The sequence below is a fragment of the Trinickia symbiotica genome (assembly GCF_002934455.1).
Classification (GTDB): Bacteria; Pseudomonadota; Gammaproteobacteria; order Burkholderiales; family Burkholderiaceae; genus Trinickia; species Trinickia symbiotica.
The window spans coordinates 35,939-52,526 of record NZ_PTIR01000030.1 but is presented as its reverse complement, the minus strand read 5'-3'; the positions used below and the strand labels follow the sequence as shown (position 1 = coordinate 52,526).

At 60.6% G+C, this 16,588-nt stretch carries 17 protein-coding genes and 1 pseudogene; 10 read left to right on the top strand and 8 right to left on the bottom strand.

Features of this window, described 5'->3' with window-relative positions; translation table 11 throughout:
* The first annotated feature begins 333 nt into the window (after window positions 1-333).
* The gene (locus B0G57_RS28545) at window positions 334-924 is read left to right on the top strand and encodes an alpha-ketoglutarate-dependent dioxygenase AlkB family protein (protein WP_018442291.1); all 591 of its coding nucleotides are present in this window, start codon (window positions 334-336) and stop codon (window positions 922-924) included.
* 315 nt (window positions 925-1,239) lie between these two features.
* Here the strand turns inward: B0G57_RS28545 and B0G57_RS28540 are convergent, their stop codons facing one another.
* Window positions 1,240-1,605 carry a DUF3564 family protein gene (locus tag B0G57_RS28540; RefSeq protein ID WP_020566378.1) on the bottom strand — a complete coding sequence of 122 codons (366 nt, stop codon included), beginning with the start codon at window positions 1,603-1,605 and terminating at the stop codon, window positions 1,240-1,242.
* A 549-nt stretch (window positions 1,606-2,154) separates the two neighbouring features.
* On the opposite strand from B0G57_RS28540, the gene imuA reads away from it, so the two are divergent.
* From imuA to B0G57_RS28510, 5 genes are all read left to right on the top strand, one after another.
* On the top strand, window positions 2,155-2,862 hold the full coding sequence (gene imuA / locus B0G57_RS28535; protein ID WP_018442289.1) for a translesion DNA synthesis-associated protein ImuA: 708 nt from the start codon (window positions 2,155-2,157) through the stop codon (window positions 2,860-2,862).
* A complete protein-coding gene (locus B0G57_RS28530) occupies window positions 2,792-4,261 on the top strand; it encodes a Y-family DNA polymerase (RefSeq protein WP_018442288.1) in 1,470 nt (489 codons plus the stop codon). The genes imuA and B0G57_RS28530 overlap by 71 nt, the downstream gene beginning before the upstream one ends.
* A 460-nt stretch (window positions 4,262-4,721) precedes the next feature.
* Entirely contained in the window at window positions 4,722-4,988 is a 267-nt protein-coding gene (infA, locus tag B0G57_RS28520) for a translation initiation factor IF-1 (RefSeq protein ID WP_018442286.1), read from the top strand.
* A 302-nt stretch (window positions 4,989-5,290) separates the two neighbouring features.
* Window positions 5,291-5,581 (top strand): hypothetical protein, encoded by a 291-nt coding sequence (locus B0G57_RS28515; protein WP_018442285.1) that lies wholly within the window; start codon window positions 5,291-5,293, stop codon window positions 5,579-5,581.
* A gap of 59 nt (window positions 5,582-5,640) precedes the next feature.
* Window positions 5,641-5,856 carry a hypothetical protein gene (locus B0G57_RS28510; RefSeq protein WP_026229969.1) on the top strand — a complete coding sequence of 72 codons (216 nt, stop codon included), beginning with the start codon at window positions 5,641-5,643 and terminating at the stop codon, window positions 5,854-5,856.
* A 61-nt stretch (window positions 5,857-5,917) separates the two neighbouring features.
* Here the strand turns inward: B0G57_RS28510 and B0G57_RS31995 are convergent, their stop codons facing one another.
* Together B0G57_RS31995 and B0G57_RS28500 are read right to left on the bottom strand one after the other, a co-directional pair.
* Entirely contained in the window at window positions 5,918-6,142 is a 225-nt protein-coding gene (locus B0G57_RS31995) for a hypothetical protein (RefSeq protein WP_083925718.1), read from the bottom strand.
* A 193-nt stretch (window positions 6,143-6,335) separates the two neighbouring features.
* Window positions 6,336-6,539, bottom strand: a complete 204-nt coding sequence (locus B0G57_RS28500) for a cold-shock protein (protein WP_018442283.1) — start codon at window positions 6,537-6,539, stop codon at window positions 6,336-6,338.
* A gap of 223 nt (window positions 6,540-6,762) precedes the next feature.
* On the opposite strand from B0G57_RS28500, the pseudogene B0G57_RS28495 reads away from it, so the two are divergent.
* Window positions 6,763-7,018 (top strand): annotated as a pseudogene (locus B0G57_RS28495) (transposase domain-containing protein); the annotation flags it as partial.
* 35 nt (window positions 7,019-7,053) lie between these two features.
* On the opposite strand, the gene aac(6') reads toward B0G57_RS28495, so the two are convergent.
* The 3 genes from aac(6') to B0G57_RS31480 all read right to left on the bottom strand — a co-directional run bounded on the left by aac(6') (window position 7,054) and on the right by B0G57_RS31480 (window position 9,587).
* Entirely contained in the window at window positions 7,054-7,566 is a 513-nt protein-coding gene (gene aac(6'), locus B0G57_RS28490; RefSeq protein ID WP_083925721.1) for an aminoglycoside 6'-N-acetyltransferase, read from the bottom strand.
* Window positions 7,567-7,869: 303 nt separating this feature from the next.
* Complete coding sequence (locus tag B0G57_RS31020) at window positions 7,870-8,400, bottom strand: hypothetical protein (RefSeq protein WP_146013400.1); 531 nt, start codon at window positions 8,398-8,400, stop codon at window positions 7,870-7,872.
* Window positions 8,401-8,756: 356 nt separating this feature from the next.
* A complete protein-coding gene (locus B0G57_RS31480) occupies window positions 8,757-9,587 on the bottom strand; it encodes an SH3 domain-containing protein (protein WP_018442279.1) in 831 nt (276 codons plus the stop codon).
* A gap of 424 nt (window positions 9,588-10,011) precedes the next feature.
* Here B0G57_RS31480 and B0G57_RS28480 point away from each other — a divergent pair, with 424 nt between their 5' ends.
* Window positions 10,012-13,161 carry an error-prone DNA polymerase gene (locus B0G57_RS28480; protein WP_018442278.1) on the top strand — a complete coding sequence of 1,050 codons (3,150 nt, stop codon included), beginning with the start codon at window positions 10,012-10,014 and terminating at the stop codon, window positions 13,159-13,161.
* A gap of 149 nt (window positions 13,162-13,310) precedes the next feature.
* Here the strand turns inward: B0G57_RS28480 and B0G57_RS28475 are convergent, their stop codons facing one another.
* Entirely contained in the window at window positions 13,311-13,928 is a 618-nt protein-coding gene (locus B0G57_RS28475) for an outer membrane lipoprotein (RefSeq protein WP_018442277.1), read from the bottom strand.
* A 407-nt stretch (window positions 13,929-14,335) separates the two neighbouring features.
* Here B0G57_RS28475 and B0G57_RS32305 point away from each other — a divergent pair, with 407 nt between their 5' ends.
* Window positions 14,336-14,578: a hypothetical protein gene (locus B0G57_RS32305; RefSeq protein WP_018442276.1), complete on the top strand. Its 243-nt coding sequence runs from the start codon at window positions 14,336-14,338 to the stop codon at window positions 14,576-14,578.
* Between the two features lie 130 nt (window positions 14,579-14,708).
* Here the strand turns inward: B0G57_RS32305 and B0G57_RS31015 are convergent, their stop codons facing one another.
* Window positions 14,709-14,999, bottom strand: a complete 291-nt coding sequence (locus B0G57_RS31015; protein WP_146013399.1) for a hypothetical protein — start codon at window positions 14,997-14,999, stop codon at window positions 14,709-14,711.
* 230 nt (window positions 15,000-15,229) lie between these two features.
* Here B0G57_RS31015 and B0G57_RS28465 point away from each other — a divergent pair, with 230 nt between their 5' ends.
* Complete coding sequence (locus B0G57_RS28465; RefSeq protein ID WP_018442275.1) at window positions 15,230-16,345, top strand: porin; 1,116 nt, start codon at window positions 15,230-15,232, stop codon at window positions 16,343-16,345.
* Window positions 16,346-16,588: the final 243 nt, after the last annotated feature.

Sequence of the window (16,588 nt, the reverse complement as noted above, 5' to 3'; positions counted from 1 at the left end):
AGCTGCCGGCGCGAAGCCGACGGCGTCAGCCCCGGTAGCAGCATAGGGCGGCAATTTTAGTTGTCGTCGGCGGCGGTTGTAGTTGACGCCAGACACCTCTCCGCGAATCCCCCGCGCGATGCATCGCGTCAAACGATTCTCGCGATTTCATCGAACGTGAAGCGCGGATTGCGGTCATCTTGTTCAAAGGAAGTCGAAACGTAGAGCGCTTAATGATAGGCGCTGCGGGAACGGGCTGTTTCTCCGCAAGCTGCGGGAGGCGCATCCACGCGCCGAGGTATAAAGTTTGTTGCGATTCGACCGGCACCCGGTCGTGCCATTGGTTTCATTTAGATGATTGAAGACATGTTCGGCGGCGCTCCCGAGCCCGCCGTGGACTGGTATCCGCGTTGGCTGAAGCCCGAAGACGCGGCGCGCGCGCTCCTGAATTTGGTCGACGAGGTTGCATGGAAACAGGACACGATCGGCACGCCTGGCGGCATCAAGCGTTTGCCGCGCCTGACAGGCTGGCAGGGCGATCCGGGCGCCGTTTACGTCTATTCGGGCATTCGCAATGAGCCGCTCGAGTGGACGCCGACCGTGCTCGAGCTGAAAGCCGCGGCTGAGGCGGTAACGTCCGCGATTTTCAACAGTGTGCTCCTGAACCGATACCGGAGCGGAGACGACAGCATGGGCTGGCACGCCGATCGAGAGCCGGAGCTCGGCGAAGAGCCGGTCATTGCTTCAGTCAGTCTCGGTGCGGCGCGCCGGTTCGATCTGCGACATAACGCAACAGGGGCGATGCGCAGTTTCCAGCTGACGAGCGGCAGTCTTCTCGTCATGCGCGGGCGCACGCAGGCGGAGTGGCGGCACAGAGTGCCGAAGGCGCCGGGTCTCGTCGGCGAAAGGATCAATTTGACGTTCCGATTCGTCACGCCGCGCTGAGCGATTGAGTCGGCCGGCCCGTTCCGCGCCGTTCGCCCGCGGCAGCGCGAATTTCTTAGAAGAATTATAAGAAGTTTATGCGCATAACGAGCGCGAGGATGAAGGGCTGTTCGCGCGGTTGCCGCGCTCCAAAAGAAAGCGGCCCGCCGACGCAGTGTCGAGCGGGCCTAAGAGGGTTGGCCTCGAGATAGCCAAGGCCGACTATACCAATCGCAACGCGCCGTGGGGCGTTTCGTAACGAACCGTAAAAAGATTTCCGCCTTCGGCGCGTCGACGGGGCAAGGCTGCCTCGTCGGCGACCCAACGCGAACGGCTTCATCGCTGAAACGGAAATACGCTGTTTTCGGGCCGAGTCGTTTTCCTCTCGACGGCTTGCAGCCGCCATAGCCCGCCCATCGGCGAATGCTTGCTTGTGCACGACCATTCGGCAGCGCCTTGCGCGGCAGCCACTCCTCGATCACGGTCGACACGCAGGCCGCTCAATGTGCATACCGGAGTATCCACGCTATGCGGGAAAAGTTTGATGACGCCATTTTCGTCACGGACGTCCCCCCAAGCGGGGAGGTCGATCCCGTCGTGGGATTCTCTTGACCAGACATGTTCTTCTGTATCGAGCCACAACACGGCGTAATCGTGATTGACGGTAGGATCGGGGCCGTTTATCAGAATCGTGAGTCTCATTGAATTTCGCTCCAGAGGTATGGTACTGCTGGACTCCTCGCTCTGCTGTTTGTGTTCGCCTTGCCTGCTTTTATGCGGTCCGCTGATTGCAAGGTGAGAGATATCACTTTAGGCAACTTCCACCGCGGATGCCACTATCTGGTGCCTAGGGTGTTCCCTCGTGGCGTGCTCGTACCTGGTTGGGTGTCGCATTGCTGATCATGCGCGTTCTCATTTCCCGTGCGATGCGGCTCTTTGACGCAGCAGCCGGAAGGACCGGCTAGGCTTGAAGAACGCGGATAGTAATTAGGAGTCCGAAGTAAAAAATGGAGTGAGGCGAGGAAGGACGCTGAGCGAAGTTCGCGTCATGAATTTCATTAGTAGAGCTAACGATTCATTGATGGACGGCCAATGTATTTGCCTATCCCTCGGATGAGCCGCTGGGGGGATGCACTGCACAGGCTCTCCTCTCTGAGGCAGCTAAAAAAAGTGACTGTTCGGACCGCCGCAAAAGCGTGTAGGATACTGTATATAAATACAGGTTTTATCATACTCTTCCGCTATCCCCTGATGTCTGTCGCGATCATTCATCCCGAGGACGTGCATCCGTCCCTTTGGCGCGCTTCCCAGCTGGCGCAGGGCGGGATGCGCACGATCGATACGGGCTACGCCGCGCTTTCGGCCGAGTTGCCTGGCGGCGGTTGGCCGCTCGGGGCGCTCGTGGATTTGCTGATCCAGCAGCCGGGAGTGGGCGAGATGAGGCTTTTGCGTCCAGCGCTCGTCGCGCTTGCCAAGCGCCCGCTTGCGCTCGTCCAGCCGCCCCATTTCGTCAATGCACCTGCATTCGCTTATCTGGGCGTGCCGCTCGAACAGCTGTTTCAAGTGCGCGCGCCGAAAACGGCGGACGCGCTCTGGTCGGCCGAGCAGATATTGCGAGCGGGCACTTGTGGGGCGCTTTTGCTCTGGGCGTCGCACGTGCCGACGGCCTCTTTACGGCGGCTGCATCTTGCGGCTCAGTCGTCTGAGACATTGTTCGTCATGATGAGGCCGCTTACCACCGCCGAAGGCGCTTCACCGGCTCTGCTGCGGCTGGCGGTACGGCCGCAAGGGGAGGGCATCAGCGTCGAAATCGTGAAACGACGAGGACCGACGCGTGCCGAGCCCGTATCGATTCCTCTGCAACCCAGTCCTGTTTTGTTCAGTCGTCATGCGCGTATTTCTCGCCGTCAAACTGTACCGGCTCGAATTGGAAGTGTTCCGGCCGAAGTGGTGGCCTGAGCCGGCATCGGGTGCGGTCGTGTTCGAGAAGGAGAAAGTCGTCGTCGCTGACGATGCGGCGCGCGCGGCGGGCGTGCGTTCCGGGATGCGGCGCGGCGGCGTGCTGACGCTCGCACCGGGCGCCGAACTCTACGAGCGCGATATGACGAAGGAAGCATCGGCGCAGCGCGAAGTCGCAACGGCATTGATGCGGTTCTCGCCGGAAGTCGGCATGACCCGGGATGCGACGATCGTGCTCGACGTAAGCGCGAGTCTGCGGCTTTTCGGCGGTATCTTGCGGTTGTGCCGGCAAGTGCGCGGCGTCCTCGGCGATCTAGGGCTCAGTGCGCGCATGAGCGCCGCGCCCACGGGGCAAGGCGCATGGCTGCTTGCTCAGCAGGGCAGGCGGCGTTTTCTCAAAATGCGCTCGTTGGAACGGGCGCTTTCCGCATTGCCGTTCGTCATCGTGCCGGAGTTGCAGCCGTTCGCCGACTGGTTCATCGGGCTTGGTTGCGAGACGATTGCCGACGTGCGTCGTCTGCCGCGCGCCGGTCTTCAACGTCGTTGCGGCGCCAGCGTGCTTGAGTCGCTCGATCGTGCATTCGGCATCGCTCCCGAAATCTTCGACTGGCTGGTGCCGCCGCCGACATTCGCCGCGCGTCTCGAGTTGCCCGATCGCGTCGAGCATGCCGAGGGCATACTGTTCGCTGCCCGCCGTCTTGTCGCACAGTTGTGCGGCTGGCTCGTCGCCCGGCAACTCTCGCTATCGGCGGCGACGTTTTTCCTCGAGCACGAACGAGGCCGGACGGCGATTCCTCCAACGATGCTCGATATCGCGCTTGGCGAGCCGACGTGGCGAGAGGATCATTTGATCCGGCTGCTCAAGGAGCGGCTTGGGCGGTTGGAATTGGCCGCATCGGTGATTGCACTTCGCCTCGAAGCGACGGACGTGGCTCCCGCCGCACCGGCGTCCGAAACGCTGTTTCCCGAACCCGGAGGCTCCGCGCAAGATCATGCGCGACTTCTCGAACTGCTGGTTGCTCGTCTTGGGAACGAGAACGTGCTGCGAGCGGCACCCGTGGCCGACTATCGACCGGAAGTCGCGAATCGTTGGATACCGGTTCACGAGAACATCAAAGCGGCGTCTATGCCCAATGTATTGCCGCGCCCCACATGGCTGCTCGAAAAACCGGTGCGCTTGCTCATGCGCCAGCATCGCCCGTTTTATGGGTCGCCGCTGAGGATCGTGTCACCGGGCGAGCGCATCGAAGCGGGATGGTTCGACGGCGAGCTCGTGACGCGCGATTACTTCGTTGCTCAGGCGGAAGACCGAAGTTGCTACTGGATTTATCGAGAACGGGTCAGTAGTCGCGATCCGGAGAAGGAGCCGAGTTGGTTCCTTCATGGGCTTTTTGGATGACCGTCGGTCGGCATCGATACGGAAAGGCCGCGCCCAGTTCAACCGACGCCAACACTACAAGCGAAACCACGGCTCGTCGGGGCGTCGTCTCATGGTCGGCACGCATGGCCGCGTTCGGTTACAATACAGCCTTGGTTCGCTGCCTACGGCGCAAAAAACACACGCGTCGGTTGGTCGCGAATCCTCCTTTGACTGATATCGCCCAGTGAGGCCGGCGATAGCAGCGACGTCTGGAGTGCACGCGCCGCTTCCATCGAACTGGATCGCGGTCGCCACGATTACCCATCCCCTCGCGCATGGTTCGCCGCTGATCATGGCGGTGTTCGGCACTTCCAGAACGACGGGGCCGCCCATCAAGCCCCATCTTTTCCACTATCGCGAGTGTGTCGATCATCGCTCGCGGCTTCTTCCCCAGCGAGGCATCTAGACCGATGTCCCGCCATTTGAACAGGAACCTTCAATGGCAAAAGAAGAATTGCTCGAACTCGACGGTATCGTTGACGAAGTGCTGCCGGACAACCGCTACCGCGTCACGCTCGACAATGGCGTTGCGGTGGGCGCCTATGCGTCTGGCCGTATGCGCAAGAACCACATCCGCATTCTTGCGGGCGATCGGGTAACGCTGGAACTCTCGGTGTACGACCTGACGAAAGGGCGAATCAATTTTCGCCACAAGGACGAGCGGAGCGGCGGGGCTACACAAAGGACCGCATTTCGCCGTCGTTGAGTGGCGGTACGAAGCGGCCTGCCCGCGTCGCGGGCGCCATCGTGCTACGCGCATGTCCGCGCTCTATTGGCGCCCGAAGGGTCGAAGAACTTTTGCTGTACAAATCCGGCCATGGGCGTAGCATGAACTCGTTGATCGCCTCCGGCCGTTTCTGGCGCCTCCCGAGTCGCCTTTCCAATAGAACCCGGGCCGCTTACTTTCATCGCAGGCAAAACGACTTAACCAATCGTGTGCAGACTGACTTCAGTCGCTCACACTCCGTCTCCGTTCCGCCGCTGGTGATGCGGCCTTAGAGGTGCCGTATGACAACAGGTTTTCGTCTCTACCGGGGGCTGGAGATATATCCGCTGGTCTATCCGCATCGGGCCACCGAGCCCGGGTGCGCGCATAACTACGATGAAGGATTCGACGCCGCCGTACGCATTCAGGAGCCAGGAAGTTCGGAAGGGATGTCGCGTAGCCGGGTATTCAGGCTTGCGGTCGCGCAACCTTTTCAGAACGCAGGCGACGCGCGACGTGCATCGACCGCATATGCGGAGCGCCTCATCGACACCTGCCCTCAGGACACGAACGTCCTCGATCTCGAGTTGTAATTCGATTGTTCGAGACCTCGGCAACGATCGCGACCGCAGGCAACAGGCAAGGAAAGCAGATGCACGCCCATTCAACGCGATTTCTCATCGATCCTACGCCCCGTCGGGCCGACGGCGAGTACATTGCCCACGCCCGCATCAGCGCCAACCGTGCGGACGGCATCCTCTATGACATCGAACTAAGCGGTGATTTGGCGGGATTCGACGTACGCGAAGACGCGATTGCCTATGCAAAAAGCTGGGCACAGGAGTGGCTGGCCGCGCGCTTCGGCTGAACGGCTCACTGCATCGAAAGACGAACCCGTATCGTTAGCTGCACGGACCGATGGCGTCTGATCAGCCGCGCGTATCGATCCAGTCCCGTGCCCATCGGTCTGAATAACCGAGTGCATCTGCTTCGCTGCTGAAATATCCGAGCGAATAAAACTCATAGAGCGGCGAACCGCAACGGGCATCGGACCGTGTCAGCGTTACGTTCGAGGAGAAGCAGCCGTCAGGCAGACAGTGAGCAGACGGCGAGACGGCATAGCCGCGGTATTGTCTGGTGGCAGAAACTTGCATTGAGACTGAAGGAATTGAGCATGAGTGTAGGACTGCGCCTTCCCGAAAAGGGACGCTGATCTGTTCGGATCGGAGGACAAGCCTCGAGAGGGGAGGATGCAGACTGCGAAGCGCCTTGCTCGACCAAAAAACCGGCCGGGGCGCCGATGCGGCGGGGAGCGTCCGCTGCCGGAGCTGCGGACGCCTGAACGAATTAAAGCGGCTTGATGTTCGATGCCTGAAGACCCTTCGGGCCACGCTTCGTCTCGAAGCTGACCTTCTGGTTCTCAGCCAACGTCTTGAATCCGTTACCCGAGATCTCGGAAAAATGCGCAAACAGGTCGGGGCCGCCCGCGTCAGGAGTGATGAAGCCAAAGCCCTTGGTTTCGTTGAACCATTTGACGGTACCGGTATCCATGATGAATCCCTCAAAAAATAAAATTGATCAGTCCCGTCCAGCTTTGCGACGGGGAAGCTTCAAGAGGGAGAAAGAGGACAACGAACTCCGCGCAAATGGCGGACATGAGACGAGCACCAATTGAACTTCCTGAATACTTCAGCCACGCACGATACGCGGATAGTCCGAGCCCGTCAACTGATTTCGCGATGACGAACGTAACAGCAGGGATTCGCCGGGCAAGGACGGGCAGTGGCCCAAGCTAGCCCGTGGTGTCAAAAGCGGCAACTGGCGATCTCCAAGACCTGTGCGAGAACGCGATCCGCCATTCGTCGTCGGCACGCAAGTGCTGCCTCTTCGCTGATACGGTTGCTGTTGCGCAGGCGAGTGCGAATTTCCGCTCGCTGGTCGAGACGGCCAAGGCCAACGGCATCGATCCCTATCGCTACCTGATCACGTTGTTCCAGAGGTTGCCTCTGGCGGACACCGCCGACGACTAGCGGCGCTGCTGCCCTTGAGCACCACGAGTTGAATCTCAACGGCGAAGTGCGCGAGTCAAAGAACGCTTCCGGAAAAAGACGACACGCTCAGTTTCGTCAAAGCCGAGTGCGCGATGTAACGCTTGGGCATCGACGTTGTCGATAGACGTATCAGAAGCAAATTCTTTGCATTCCCGCGAAGCGCCCCATTGTTCGATCGATGTACACAACGCTCTGGCGATGCCTTGGTTACGCATGCCGGGGACAACGTAAATGCCTTCGAGAAAAAGCACCGGCGAAGTGTCGCAGCCGTTGACGTAGTCGTATCGTATCGCAGCCTCAGCAAAGCCGAGCGCCTCACCTCGGGATGAGACGGCGATAGCCATCGCGTAACGATCAGGCTCGGCAAGCAACTGCCCAGTCTCGCGTACATGGTCATCTGCACTAGCATTTGGCCAGAGCATATGCCTTAACAAACGCCACGATGAAACGTCGGCAGGGGAAACTGCTCGGATGGTCAACGAAGTAGGAGAACTGGTGCGGTCACCTACATGTATTACTCTCGGCATGTCTATTTCGTCCTTTACCAAACACAAAGACTCGAGAAGCGAATCCGTATCTTCCAAAAAGCCACCGATCATTCGGCGGGGAACATTTCTTCAGATAGCGTCACCGGCCTCCCCTTGATCGAGAATTCGTACGAAATAGTACTTTTGTCCTTCGGTATTCGAGCCGAATAGGAAATTGTCCGAATTGTCAACCTTAGGCTTCCTGTCAATTAAGGCAAGCGGAATTTTTTCGGAAATCACGGGAGCAGAGTACGGCCGTAAGCCCTGAGGTAATATCAGTTAATTTTCTCTCTCTCCTGTGTTCTAATTGAACAGGGGTAGTCGGGCTCCTATCCGATCAATGAAGCTAGGAGGGATAGTGATGGTGTGATTCGCCTGTTCCTCATCGTCTTGATAGGTAATGCTATTTTTTCCAATGGCTAGAGGCTCGTGGCCGGGCACGCCGTCCCAGAAGACCTTGTATTGCCGTTTTGCTACGACCTCGCCTTGCTCGTCAGTAACCGTCAGTTTGACCTCCTTTGGCTGCTGTTTAAGCGGTTCCTTCGGCTGCTGCTTTTTTGCCTGTTCGGCAAGTAATTTCTGATGTGCAGCTTCCGCTTGCTGAGCCTTGATCTGTTCAGCAGTGGACTTCGGTGGTGGGGGCGGTGGAGCTTCGCCAGGCGCAAGCCTCTCATAGGAGACGGTTTGGACAGTGTTGATGGGAACCGCACCTCTGCGCCCATAGCGCTCTTTCCAGATCTTTCCACGAAAGAGACCGAAGGCTCCATTGTGTAATAGGGAACCTTCCTCACCTTTGCGACCATATCCGCCTGCTGTCAGAATGTAGAACCTCAATGAATATCATCGTGTGAGCTGTTAAGCCGAACGCGCGTATCTTACATGACTGCTTGGGCTAATTCCACTCGTTCCCCAAAACAACTATTTTGAGATAAACGAAGCAAGAGTGAATTATCTCACAGCATTTCCATATCATTTTTCTTGTGGCGACGATTTCCACTGCCACACGGCTATGCAGCGCTGAAACCGTGCCCATGTGAATCAGCGGCTAGTCAAAGCGCATGACGGGTCTGCACTATCCCAAAGCGGCTCGCGATCTGCCGGACAGATCGATTCGATCGCGCGTGCGGTTTCGCCATCGGGCGCCGTCGGTCCCCGGCTGCCCATCCCTTCAGAACGACAGCGAAAGAGCACTAGTGATTTGACTGCCCCGGAGCTTCCTCGCGTTCCATGCCACGGCCGCCAGCTTGGCCGCCCCGCTCTTCGAAGCGGCCGCCGGGCACTGCCATGGCGCCTGGGGCAGGGCCGGGCCGCATTTGCGGGCCGCCCGTTGCACGCGAGGGTGGCTCTCCGGCCTGAACGCCGCGCCCAACCGGAGGCTGAGGTTGAACCTGGGGTCGGGGCTGCGGTTGAGGCTCGACGGCGCGCGGCGCCGGCTGCTCCATGGGGCGCGCATATCTGGGCTGAGCCTCACCTTGGGGCGGACCACCGCGCACCGGAGGCGGGGCCACTCCAGGAGCACGCCCATATGTCGGCGCCTCACGCTCCTCGGGCCGCGGCGCCGGCGGTCGGTCGACGTCCCGGCGCTCGGGTGGCCGGACACCGCGCTCCGGCCGTGGATGGTTGGCCCAGCGCGCTTCATCGTGGTACCAGGGCCGATCGCGGTAATGACGGCCCCAATAGGAATCGATCGAGAACGCGACGATAGGCATTCCGATCGTCGCGCCGTAAGTCATGACCGGAACTTCCGTACCCTGGTACGGATAGCTGAGGTACCCACCATAGGCCCATCCGCGCAGGCCGGGCGCGGCGACGTCGCACCAGCTGTAATCCTCGACGCAGCCCAGCACCGTCAGCTCCGAGCCCTCCTGCACCTCAGCGACGATGGGGTAGTCCGGAGCGGGACCGGCGTAGATGTCGATCGGAGCGTTCGTATAGGCCTGCGTTTGTGCAGGCGCAGTGCCGGATAGCACCAGCAAGCCGACTCCGGCTGCGACGGCTTGAATGGCGAAGTGCCTTTGCATGATGTTCCTCCCTGGTCTGATTGGTCTTTGCGGCTTTGGCGAACGGTGTGCGCTTTTTTCTCGTCTGGAGAGGCAGCGCGCGCTTCACGGATTGTTTCGTCTGTGTTAAACAATGAGCAAGTTCCGTGCTTTTGCAACGGCTTGCAGCCGCCAAACATCGGTGGTGTGGGGCTTAGAGACACCGGAAGCGCGATTCCCGGGGAACGGTTGACCCCAAAAATTCCAATTCACCGCAGGCCCTTTGAGGTGTACGATACTGTACGGATATACAGCTTCTTCTTTCGCTTTTTTGATGCCCCTCGAAGTCATTCGCTCGCCGTTTCCGCGAGTCTCGCTGCGTGCACGAGGCCGCGATCGCGCCGTGAGGCGGGCGATCCGGCGGTGCTCATGCGGGTTCCTTCATGGGTTTTTCGGATGACGCGCGATGGATACCGTTTTCACCGCGCTGCCGGCCTACGCCGAGCTCTTTTGCTTTTCCAATTTCACGTTCCTGCACGGTGCCTCGCATGCCGAGGAGCTCGCTGAGCGTGCCGCGCAACTGGGCTACGCGGGTCTCGCGATCACCGACGAATGTTCGCTCGCAGGCGTCGTGCGCGCGCACGACGCGGCGAAAGCGGCCAATCTGCCCCTCGTCATCGGTTCGTACTTCAAGCTCGTCAACGCCGACGGGTCGCCGGCATTCGGTCTGATCCTGCTTGCGCAGAACCGCGAAGGCTACGGCAACCTCTGCGAGCTCATCACGCTCGCTCGAACGCGTGCGCCGAAGGGCGAGTACCGTCTGACGCCGCAAGACCTCGCCCGGCCGGACAAGCAATACGGTCATTTGCGCGGCATGCCGGACTGCCTCGCGATTCTCGTGCCGGATTTTCCGGCGAAGGAAGCCGCACTGCACGAGCAACTTCGGTGGCTCGACGAGACTTTCCCCACGAGAGCCTGGTGCGGGCTCATACTGCACCAGCGCGCGATGGACGATATCCATCGTGGCGTGATCGAATTCGTCGCCGACGAGTGCGGGGTGCCCGTCGTCGCGCTCGGGCACGTGGTGATGCATGTGCGTTCGCGCAAGCTGCTGCAAGACACGTTGACGGCGGCTCGTCTCGGCAAGCCCGTGCACGAGTGCGGCTACGATCTCGCGCCCAATGCCGAGCAGCATCTGCGTCCGCGTCTGCGTCTCGCCAATCTGTATCCGGCACGCACGCTCGAGGAGACGACGAATATCCTCGCGCGCTGCGCGTTTTCGCTGGATGAGCTTCGCTACGAATATCCTGACGAGCTGGTGCCCGACGGAATGACACCCGCCGCGTATTTGCGGCAAGAAACCTACATCGGCGCGCGTCGGCGATTTGGGCAAGGCATTCCGCACGAGGTCCAGCTCCAACTCGAACACGAGCTCGAGCTGATTGGCGAACTCCGGTACGAGCCGTACTTCCTGACTGTCTACGACATCGTCCGCTTCGCGAGAAGCCAGGGCATTCTTTGCCAGGGAAGAGGATCCGCGGCCAACTCGGCGGTCTGCTATTGCCTCGGCGTGACCGAAGTCGATCCGGAACGCGGCAATATGCTGTTCGAGCGCTTCATCAGCAAGGAGCGTGGCGAGCCGCCCGATATCGACGTGGATTTCGAGCATCAGCGTCGCGAGGAGGTCATTCAGTACATCTATTCGAAATATGGCCGGGATCGTGCCGCGATCGCGGCCGCGGTATCGTGCTACCGGCTGCGCGGTGCGCTGCGCGACACGGGCAAGGCGCTTGGCGTCGATCCGCAGATCGTCGATATGGTCGCCAAGTCGCATCAATGGTTCGACGGCAGACACGATTTGGTCAAGCGTTTCGAGGAGTGTGGATTGAATCCCGAAACGCCGCTGATACAAACCTGGGCGACGCTCGCGATTCAATTGCTCGGCTTTCCTCGCCATTTGTCGCAGCATACGGGCGGCTTCGTCATCAGCAAGGGCAAGCTGTCGCGTCTCGTGCCCATCGAGAATGCCGCAATGCCGGAAAGGTCCGTCATCGAATGGGACAAGGACGACCTGGAATCGTTAGGTCTCCTGAAGGTCGACGTGCTCGCGCTCGGCATGCTGTCGGCGATCCGCCGCACGCTCGATTTCGTCTCCGAGTTGCGCGGCGAGCGGTTCGAAATGCAGGACATCCCCCCTGAGGACGCCGCAACCTACGAGATGATCTCGCGCGCTGACACGGTCGGCGTATTCCAGATCGAGTCGCGCGCTCAAATGTCGATGCTGCCGAGGCTTCAGCCGCGCAAGTTCTACGATCTCGTCATCGAGGTCGCCATCGTGCGTCCAGGGCCCATTCAGGGTGGGGCCGTTCATCCCTATTTGCGGCGGCGCCAAGGGCTCGAGCCCGTGTCTTATCCGAGCGACGCCTTGAGGCGCGCGCTTGCGCGCACGTTGGGCGTGCCGATTTTTCAGGAGCAGGTGATGCAGATCGCGATTCTCGCCGCGGGTTTTTCCCCCGGCGAGGCCGATCAACTTCGCCGAGCGATGGCAGCCTGGAAGCGCAAGGGGGATCTGGGGAAATACTACGATCGCATCGTGGGCGGCATGACGTCGCGTGGCTACGACAAGGCGTTTGCCAACAGCATCTTCGAGCAGATCAAAGGCTTCGGCGAGTACGGTTTTCCCGAAAGCCATGCCGCGAGCTTTGCGCTGCTCGTCTATGCGAGCAGCTGGTTGAAGCGCCACGAGCCCGAAGCTTTTCTCGCCGCGATGCTCAACAGCCAACCCATGGGGTTCTATTCACCATCGCAGCTCGTGCAAGATGCGCGACGTCACGGCGTCGCGGTTCTGCCTATCGATGTCGCCATCAGCGATTGGGATTCGAAGCTCGAGCGAATCGACGGCACCGTGAAACCGGCGGTCCGGCTCGGTCTCGCTTTGCTGAAGGGCATGCGCGACGGCGCCGCCGAACGAATCGAGGCCGCTCGGGCGGTGCGTCCGTTCGAGAGCGTGCACGATATGGCGCGGCGGGCGCAGCTCGATCGTCACGATCTGCAAGTGCTCGCGGCAGCCAATGCACTTTCCTCGCTTGCCGGCAATCGTCGGCAGGCATTGTGGCAGTCGGTCGCCGCCGTGCCGGACAAGGACATGCTCGAGCGCGCCGCAGTGGACGACGGCACACCGGAACTCGGTACGCCGTCGGAAGCCGACGATATAGTCGGCGATTACCGGTCGATGGGATTGACGCTAGGACGTCATCCCCTGGCGTTGCTACGGCCGCGCTTGCAGGAAAAACGGCTGATGCCGGCCGCGGTGTTGCAGCGCTACCCGCACGGGCGTCTCGCTCGCGGATGCGGCATCGTGACGGTTCGCCAGCGACCCGATACGGCCAAGGGCGTCATCTTCATCACCATCGAAGACGAAACCGGCAACGTCAATGTCATCATCTGGCCGAAGGTGCTCGAACGGCAAAGGAAGGAGGCGCTCGGCGCTTCGCTGCTCGGTGTGCTGGGGGTATGGCAATGCGAAGGCGAAGTGCGACATCTCGTGGCGCACAGGTTGATCGATCTCTCGCATTGGCTCGGGGAATTGCCTGCGTCCAGCAGGAACTTCCATTGAGACGTTATCCGCTCTTCTGTTCTTCTGTTCTTCTGTTCTTCTGTTTTTCTTTTCTTCTATTACGCTGGGATCACGGAAGGTCCGCCGGCCTCGCGCGCCGCGCGGCGGGCATCAAGCGCGCCGGCCGCAGAGACCGGCTCTACGATCGCTCAATACCGCGAAAGCTGATTGCCGTCGATCCTTACGCGATCGCCGGGGCGCAGATCGCCCGGCGTCTGCATGTCGAATGAGCGTCCCGAGCCGTCGCTCAATCGAACGTCGACGCGATAGCCGGCGGGTTGCCCCATCTGTTGCCCGATCTGGTTGCCCGCCACCGCGCCGCCCAGCGCGCCGACGACAGTCGCGGCATCGCGGCCGTGACCTCGCCCGATCTGATTGCCGAGCACGCCGCCGACGAGCGCTCCCACGAGCGTTCCGGCTACGCCCGAGGGGCTCGTCGCGCCGCCGATTGGGCGAATCGCCGCGATCGTGCCGTACTGCGTGCTGTAGCCGCTGCCGGGCTGAGCGTAGGAGGGATCGGAGTATCCGGGTTGCCCATATTGAGGCTGCCCGTACTGAGGCTGCGCATATTGCGGTTGCCCATAGGCGGGTTCTTGCACGTAAGCAGGTTCAGCGTATTGCGGTTGCGCGTAGGCAGGCTGCGCATACTGTGGCTGCGCGCCATACGTTCCGTAGGAGCCAGGCACGACGCAGGCGGACAAGGACAATGCGGCGCCGGCAACGAGAGGAACGAGCAGGGCGGTTTTACTGAAGACGAGGCGCGTCATCGGATTTCGATAAGAAGTAACGCTCACGGAGCGCGGGTAGGGCCAGTTGCGCAACGGAGTATAGGGAAAGCCGTTTTGACTGTATGCAGCATGCGGGTAACAGACTGTAAAGTCTGTTGCGGCGACGATGAGCGCCGCAGGCGGCGCTCCAGCGTCGATGGGTGACGCTAATGACTAACGTGCTCCACTCATGTGGGGAACAGATATTTCGGAGTCCCGATCATCGGTGCCTCGAGTGCGAGCGTCCGGTCTACTGAACGCCGTAACCCCGGCTTTGCATGCAGTTGCCCCACGAGCGCCAGTAAGTCGTCATCGGTGGCTCGGGGGGAGGCAACGGAGGCATTTTGGTTTCACTTGCGTTCCCTGTTGCCATCGACGGCCCTGACGCCGCTCCTGGAGCCGATGCCATGGGTGCCGCCGATGCCGCTGTCCCCGACTGGCTTGCACCTATGCCGGCGCTTGCGCCGGAAGCAGCGGTCGGTGCAGCCGCATTGGGAGCCGCCGCGCTGGCCACGCCGGTACTCGCAGGCAAAGGTGGCGCCGATGTGCCGCGGCCTGCATCGGACGCGAACGTGATCGGTGTCGTGCGCGTCGGCGTCTGCGGTTGCCGCGCGATGTCCACGTTCGTTTCCTTTTTCGCCTGCGCGTAGCACAGCGCCTGGTCGATGGCTTGCTGGGATGGCGTCTGGCTTCGCATCGGATACGTGACCGGTCTTTGCGCCGACGAAATCGCGGGCGCGATAGTCACCAGTAGTGCAATGCCAACCCGAAAACGGACGCTCATTGGTTTGTGATCTTCGTTCGATTGAGGGATACCCAGCGCCGCCAACCGGCGGTGCCGACATTCGACGTCTCTTCTGAGCATACCCATAGGATAGGCATGGCGAGCGAGAGAGTATCGTCACCATCCGCCAATTCGCGGCGCCCCTTGCCGTTCGAGACAGAACCGGTCACATCCTCCGGCGTGACAGCCGTATTAAGCACCTGTTGCAGTTTTGCAACCTTTTGCTCGTCGCTGGGCGCGTCGACAAATGGGGATCGATCAAATCGGCGCGCTGGGTATATTTGCATAATTCAATAGAATCATTGACATAGTGGGCGACCCAGACAAGTTCCTTTCAGCTAGCGAAATAATGTATTGCGTTCTACACGTATACCCTAACTAGGGTCAGCCCGTAGACTCGCGGCTCGTAGGACGGTTTCCGCAGGGGATTCAGTTCGCCCGCCCAAGGGCGGCGAAGGCAATGCGGCCGTCTGTCGGAAGTCTGGCTCCAGGCCAGTTGTCATAGAAAGGCACTCTCATGAAAAAAACCCTCATTGTTGCCGCGGTCTCCTCGTCGTTCGCGGTTGCCGCACATGCACAAAGCAGCGTCACGCTCTACGGCGTGCTCGATGCGGGCATCACGTACACGAGCAATGTCGGCGGTCACTCGAACTGGCAGCAGACGAGTGGCGGCATCGACCAAAGCCGCTTCGGTCTGCGCGGCGCGGAGGATCTCGGTAACGGTCTGAAGGCGATCTTCACCCTCGAAAGCGGCTTCAACCTCGGCAACGGCAAGTTCGCCAACAACAACGGCATGTTCAATCGCCAGGCGTTCGTCGGCCTGTCGAGCAACTACGGCACCGTGACGCTCGGCCGTCAGTACGATGCGGAACAGGACTTCCTCGCGCCGCTGACGGCAACGGGCAGCTGGGGCGGCACGTCGTTCGCACACTTCGGAAATCTCGACAACCTCAACACGAACGGCGGCTCGGCCGTGAACAACTCGATCAAGTTCACGAGCGCGAACTACTCCGGCTTGCAGTTCGGCGGCACTTACGGTTTCTCGAATCAGACCGGTTTCAACAACAACCGCGAGTACAGCGTCGGCGCGGCCTATCAATTCCAGGGCCTGCGCATCGCAGCGTCGTATGCGCAAGAGAACAATCCGTTCAGCACGACCGGCGGCGCGACGGATAGCTCGTTCGCAAACTCGGCCTTCGGCCTCTCGAGCCTTGGCAACTTCCGTCTGCGCACGTACGGTGCGGGCGCGAGCTATGCGTTCGGCCCGGCACAGGTCGGCGTCGTTTGGACGCAAGCGCGTGTCGACAACGCTACCGCGATCCCGCTCTCGCTTCGTCAAAACAACTATGAAGCCAACGCCAAGTACAACTTGACGCCGGCGCTGGGTCTCGGCGTGGCTTATACCTACACGAACCAGAACGTGTCGGGCGTGAGCCAGCACTTCCATCAAGTCGGCGCTCAGGCTGACTACTCGCTGTCGAAGCGCACCGATGTCTACGCGCAGGTCGTCTATCAGCGCGCTTCGGGCCCGGCTGGCACGACGGCTTTCATCTACAACCCGACCACGGGTAGCGGCTTCTCGAGCTCGATCAACCAGACGGCCGCAACCGTCGGCTTGCGTCACCGCTTCTAAGACGCATCCGATCGCTCGATCGTAGAAAAAGGCGCCGCTTGCGGCGCCTTTTGTTTGACGTTTCTCCCTACTGGGGAATGGGCCACTGCATGCTCGCTGGCCGCTGCCTCGTATACTGCGTTCATTCGCGACGATATCGCCGCATCGCGCTCATCGCCATGTAGCGGTTGTGTGAGGGCGAGTAGTCCATGCGCGGTAAGGCACGCGTCGTGCGGGAGCGCATGCATCGTCGCATTTTGTCGA

Excerpts from the sequence above, each read along its gene's own strand:
- B0G57_RS28545 (WP_018442291.1), top strand. The coding sequence starts at position 334 with ATGATTGAAGACATGTTCGGCGGCGCTCCCGAGCCCGCCGTGGACTGG.
- B0G57_RS28540 (WP_020566378.1), bottom strand. The coding sequence starts at position 1,605 with ATGAGACTCACGATTCTGATAAACGGCCCCGATCCTACCGTCAATCAC.
- imuA (WP_018442289.1), top strand. The coding sequence starts at position 2,155 with ATGTCTGTCGCGATCATTCATCCCGAGGACGTGCATCCGTCCCTTTGG.
- B0G57_RS28530 (WP_018442288.1), top strand. The coding sequence starts at position 2,792 with ATGCGCGTATTTCTCGCCGTCAAACTGTACCGGCTCGAATTGGAAGTG.
- infA (WP_018442286.1), top strand. The coding sequence starts at position 4,722 with ATGGCAAAAGAAGAATTGCTCGAACTCGACGGTATCGTTGACGAAGTG.
- B0G57_RS28515 (WP_018442285.1), top strand. The coding sequence starts at position 5,291 with ATGACAACAGGTTTTCGTCTCTACCGGGGGCTGGAGATATATCCGCTG.
- B0G57_RS28510 (WP_026229969.1), top strand. The coding sequence starts at position 5,641 with ATGCACGCCCATTCAACGCGATTTCTCATCGATCCTACGCCCCGTCGG.
- B0G57_RS31995 (WP_083925718.1), bottom strand. The coding sequence starts at position 6,142 with ATGCAAGTTTCTGCCACCAGACAATACCGCGGCTATGCCGTCTCGCCG.
- B0G57_RS28500 (WP_018442283.1), bottom strand. The coding sequence starts at position 6,539 with ATGGATACCGGTACCGTCAAATGGTTCAACGAAACCAAGGGCTTTGGC.
- B0G57_RS31480 (WP_018442279.1), bottom strand. The coding sequence starts at position 9,587 with ATGCAAAGGCACTTCGCCATTCAAGCCGTCGCAGCCGGAGTCGGCTTG.
- B0G57_RS28480 (WP_018442278.1), top strand. The coding sequence starts at position 10,012 with ATGGATACCGTTTTCACCGCGCTGCCGGCCTACGCCGAGCTCTTTTGC.
- B0G57_RS28475 (WP_018442277.1), bottom strand. The coding sequence starts at position 13,928 with ATGACGCGCCTCGTCTTCAGTAAAACCGCCCTGCTCGTTCCTCTCGTT.
- B0G57_RS32305 (WP_018442276.1), top strand. The coding sequence starts at position 14,336 with ATGGGTGCCGCCGATGCCGCTGTCCCCGACTGGCTTGCACCTATGCCG.
- B0G57_RS31015 (WP_146013399.1), bottom strand. The coding sequence starts at position 14,999 with ATGCAAATATACCCAGCGCGCCGATTTGATCGATCCCCATTTGTCGAC.
- B0G57_RS28465 (WP_018442275.1), top strand. The coding sequence starts at position 15,230 with ATGAAAAAAACCCTCATTGTTGCCGCGGTCTCCTCGTCGTTCGCGGTT.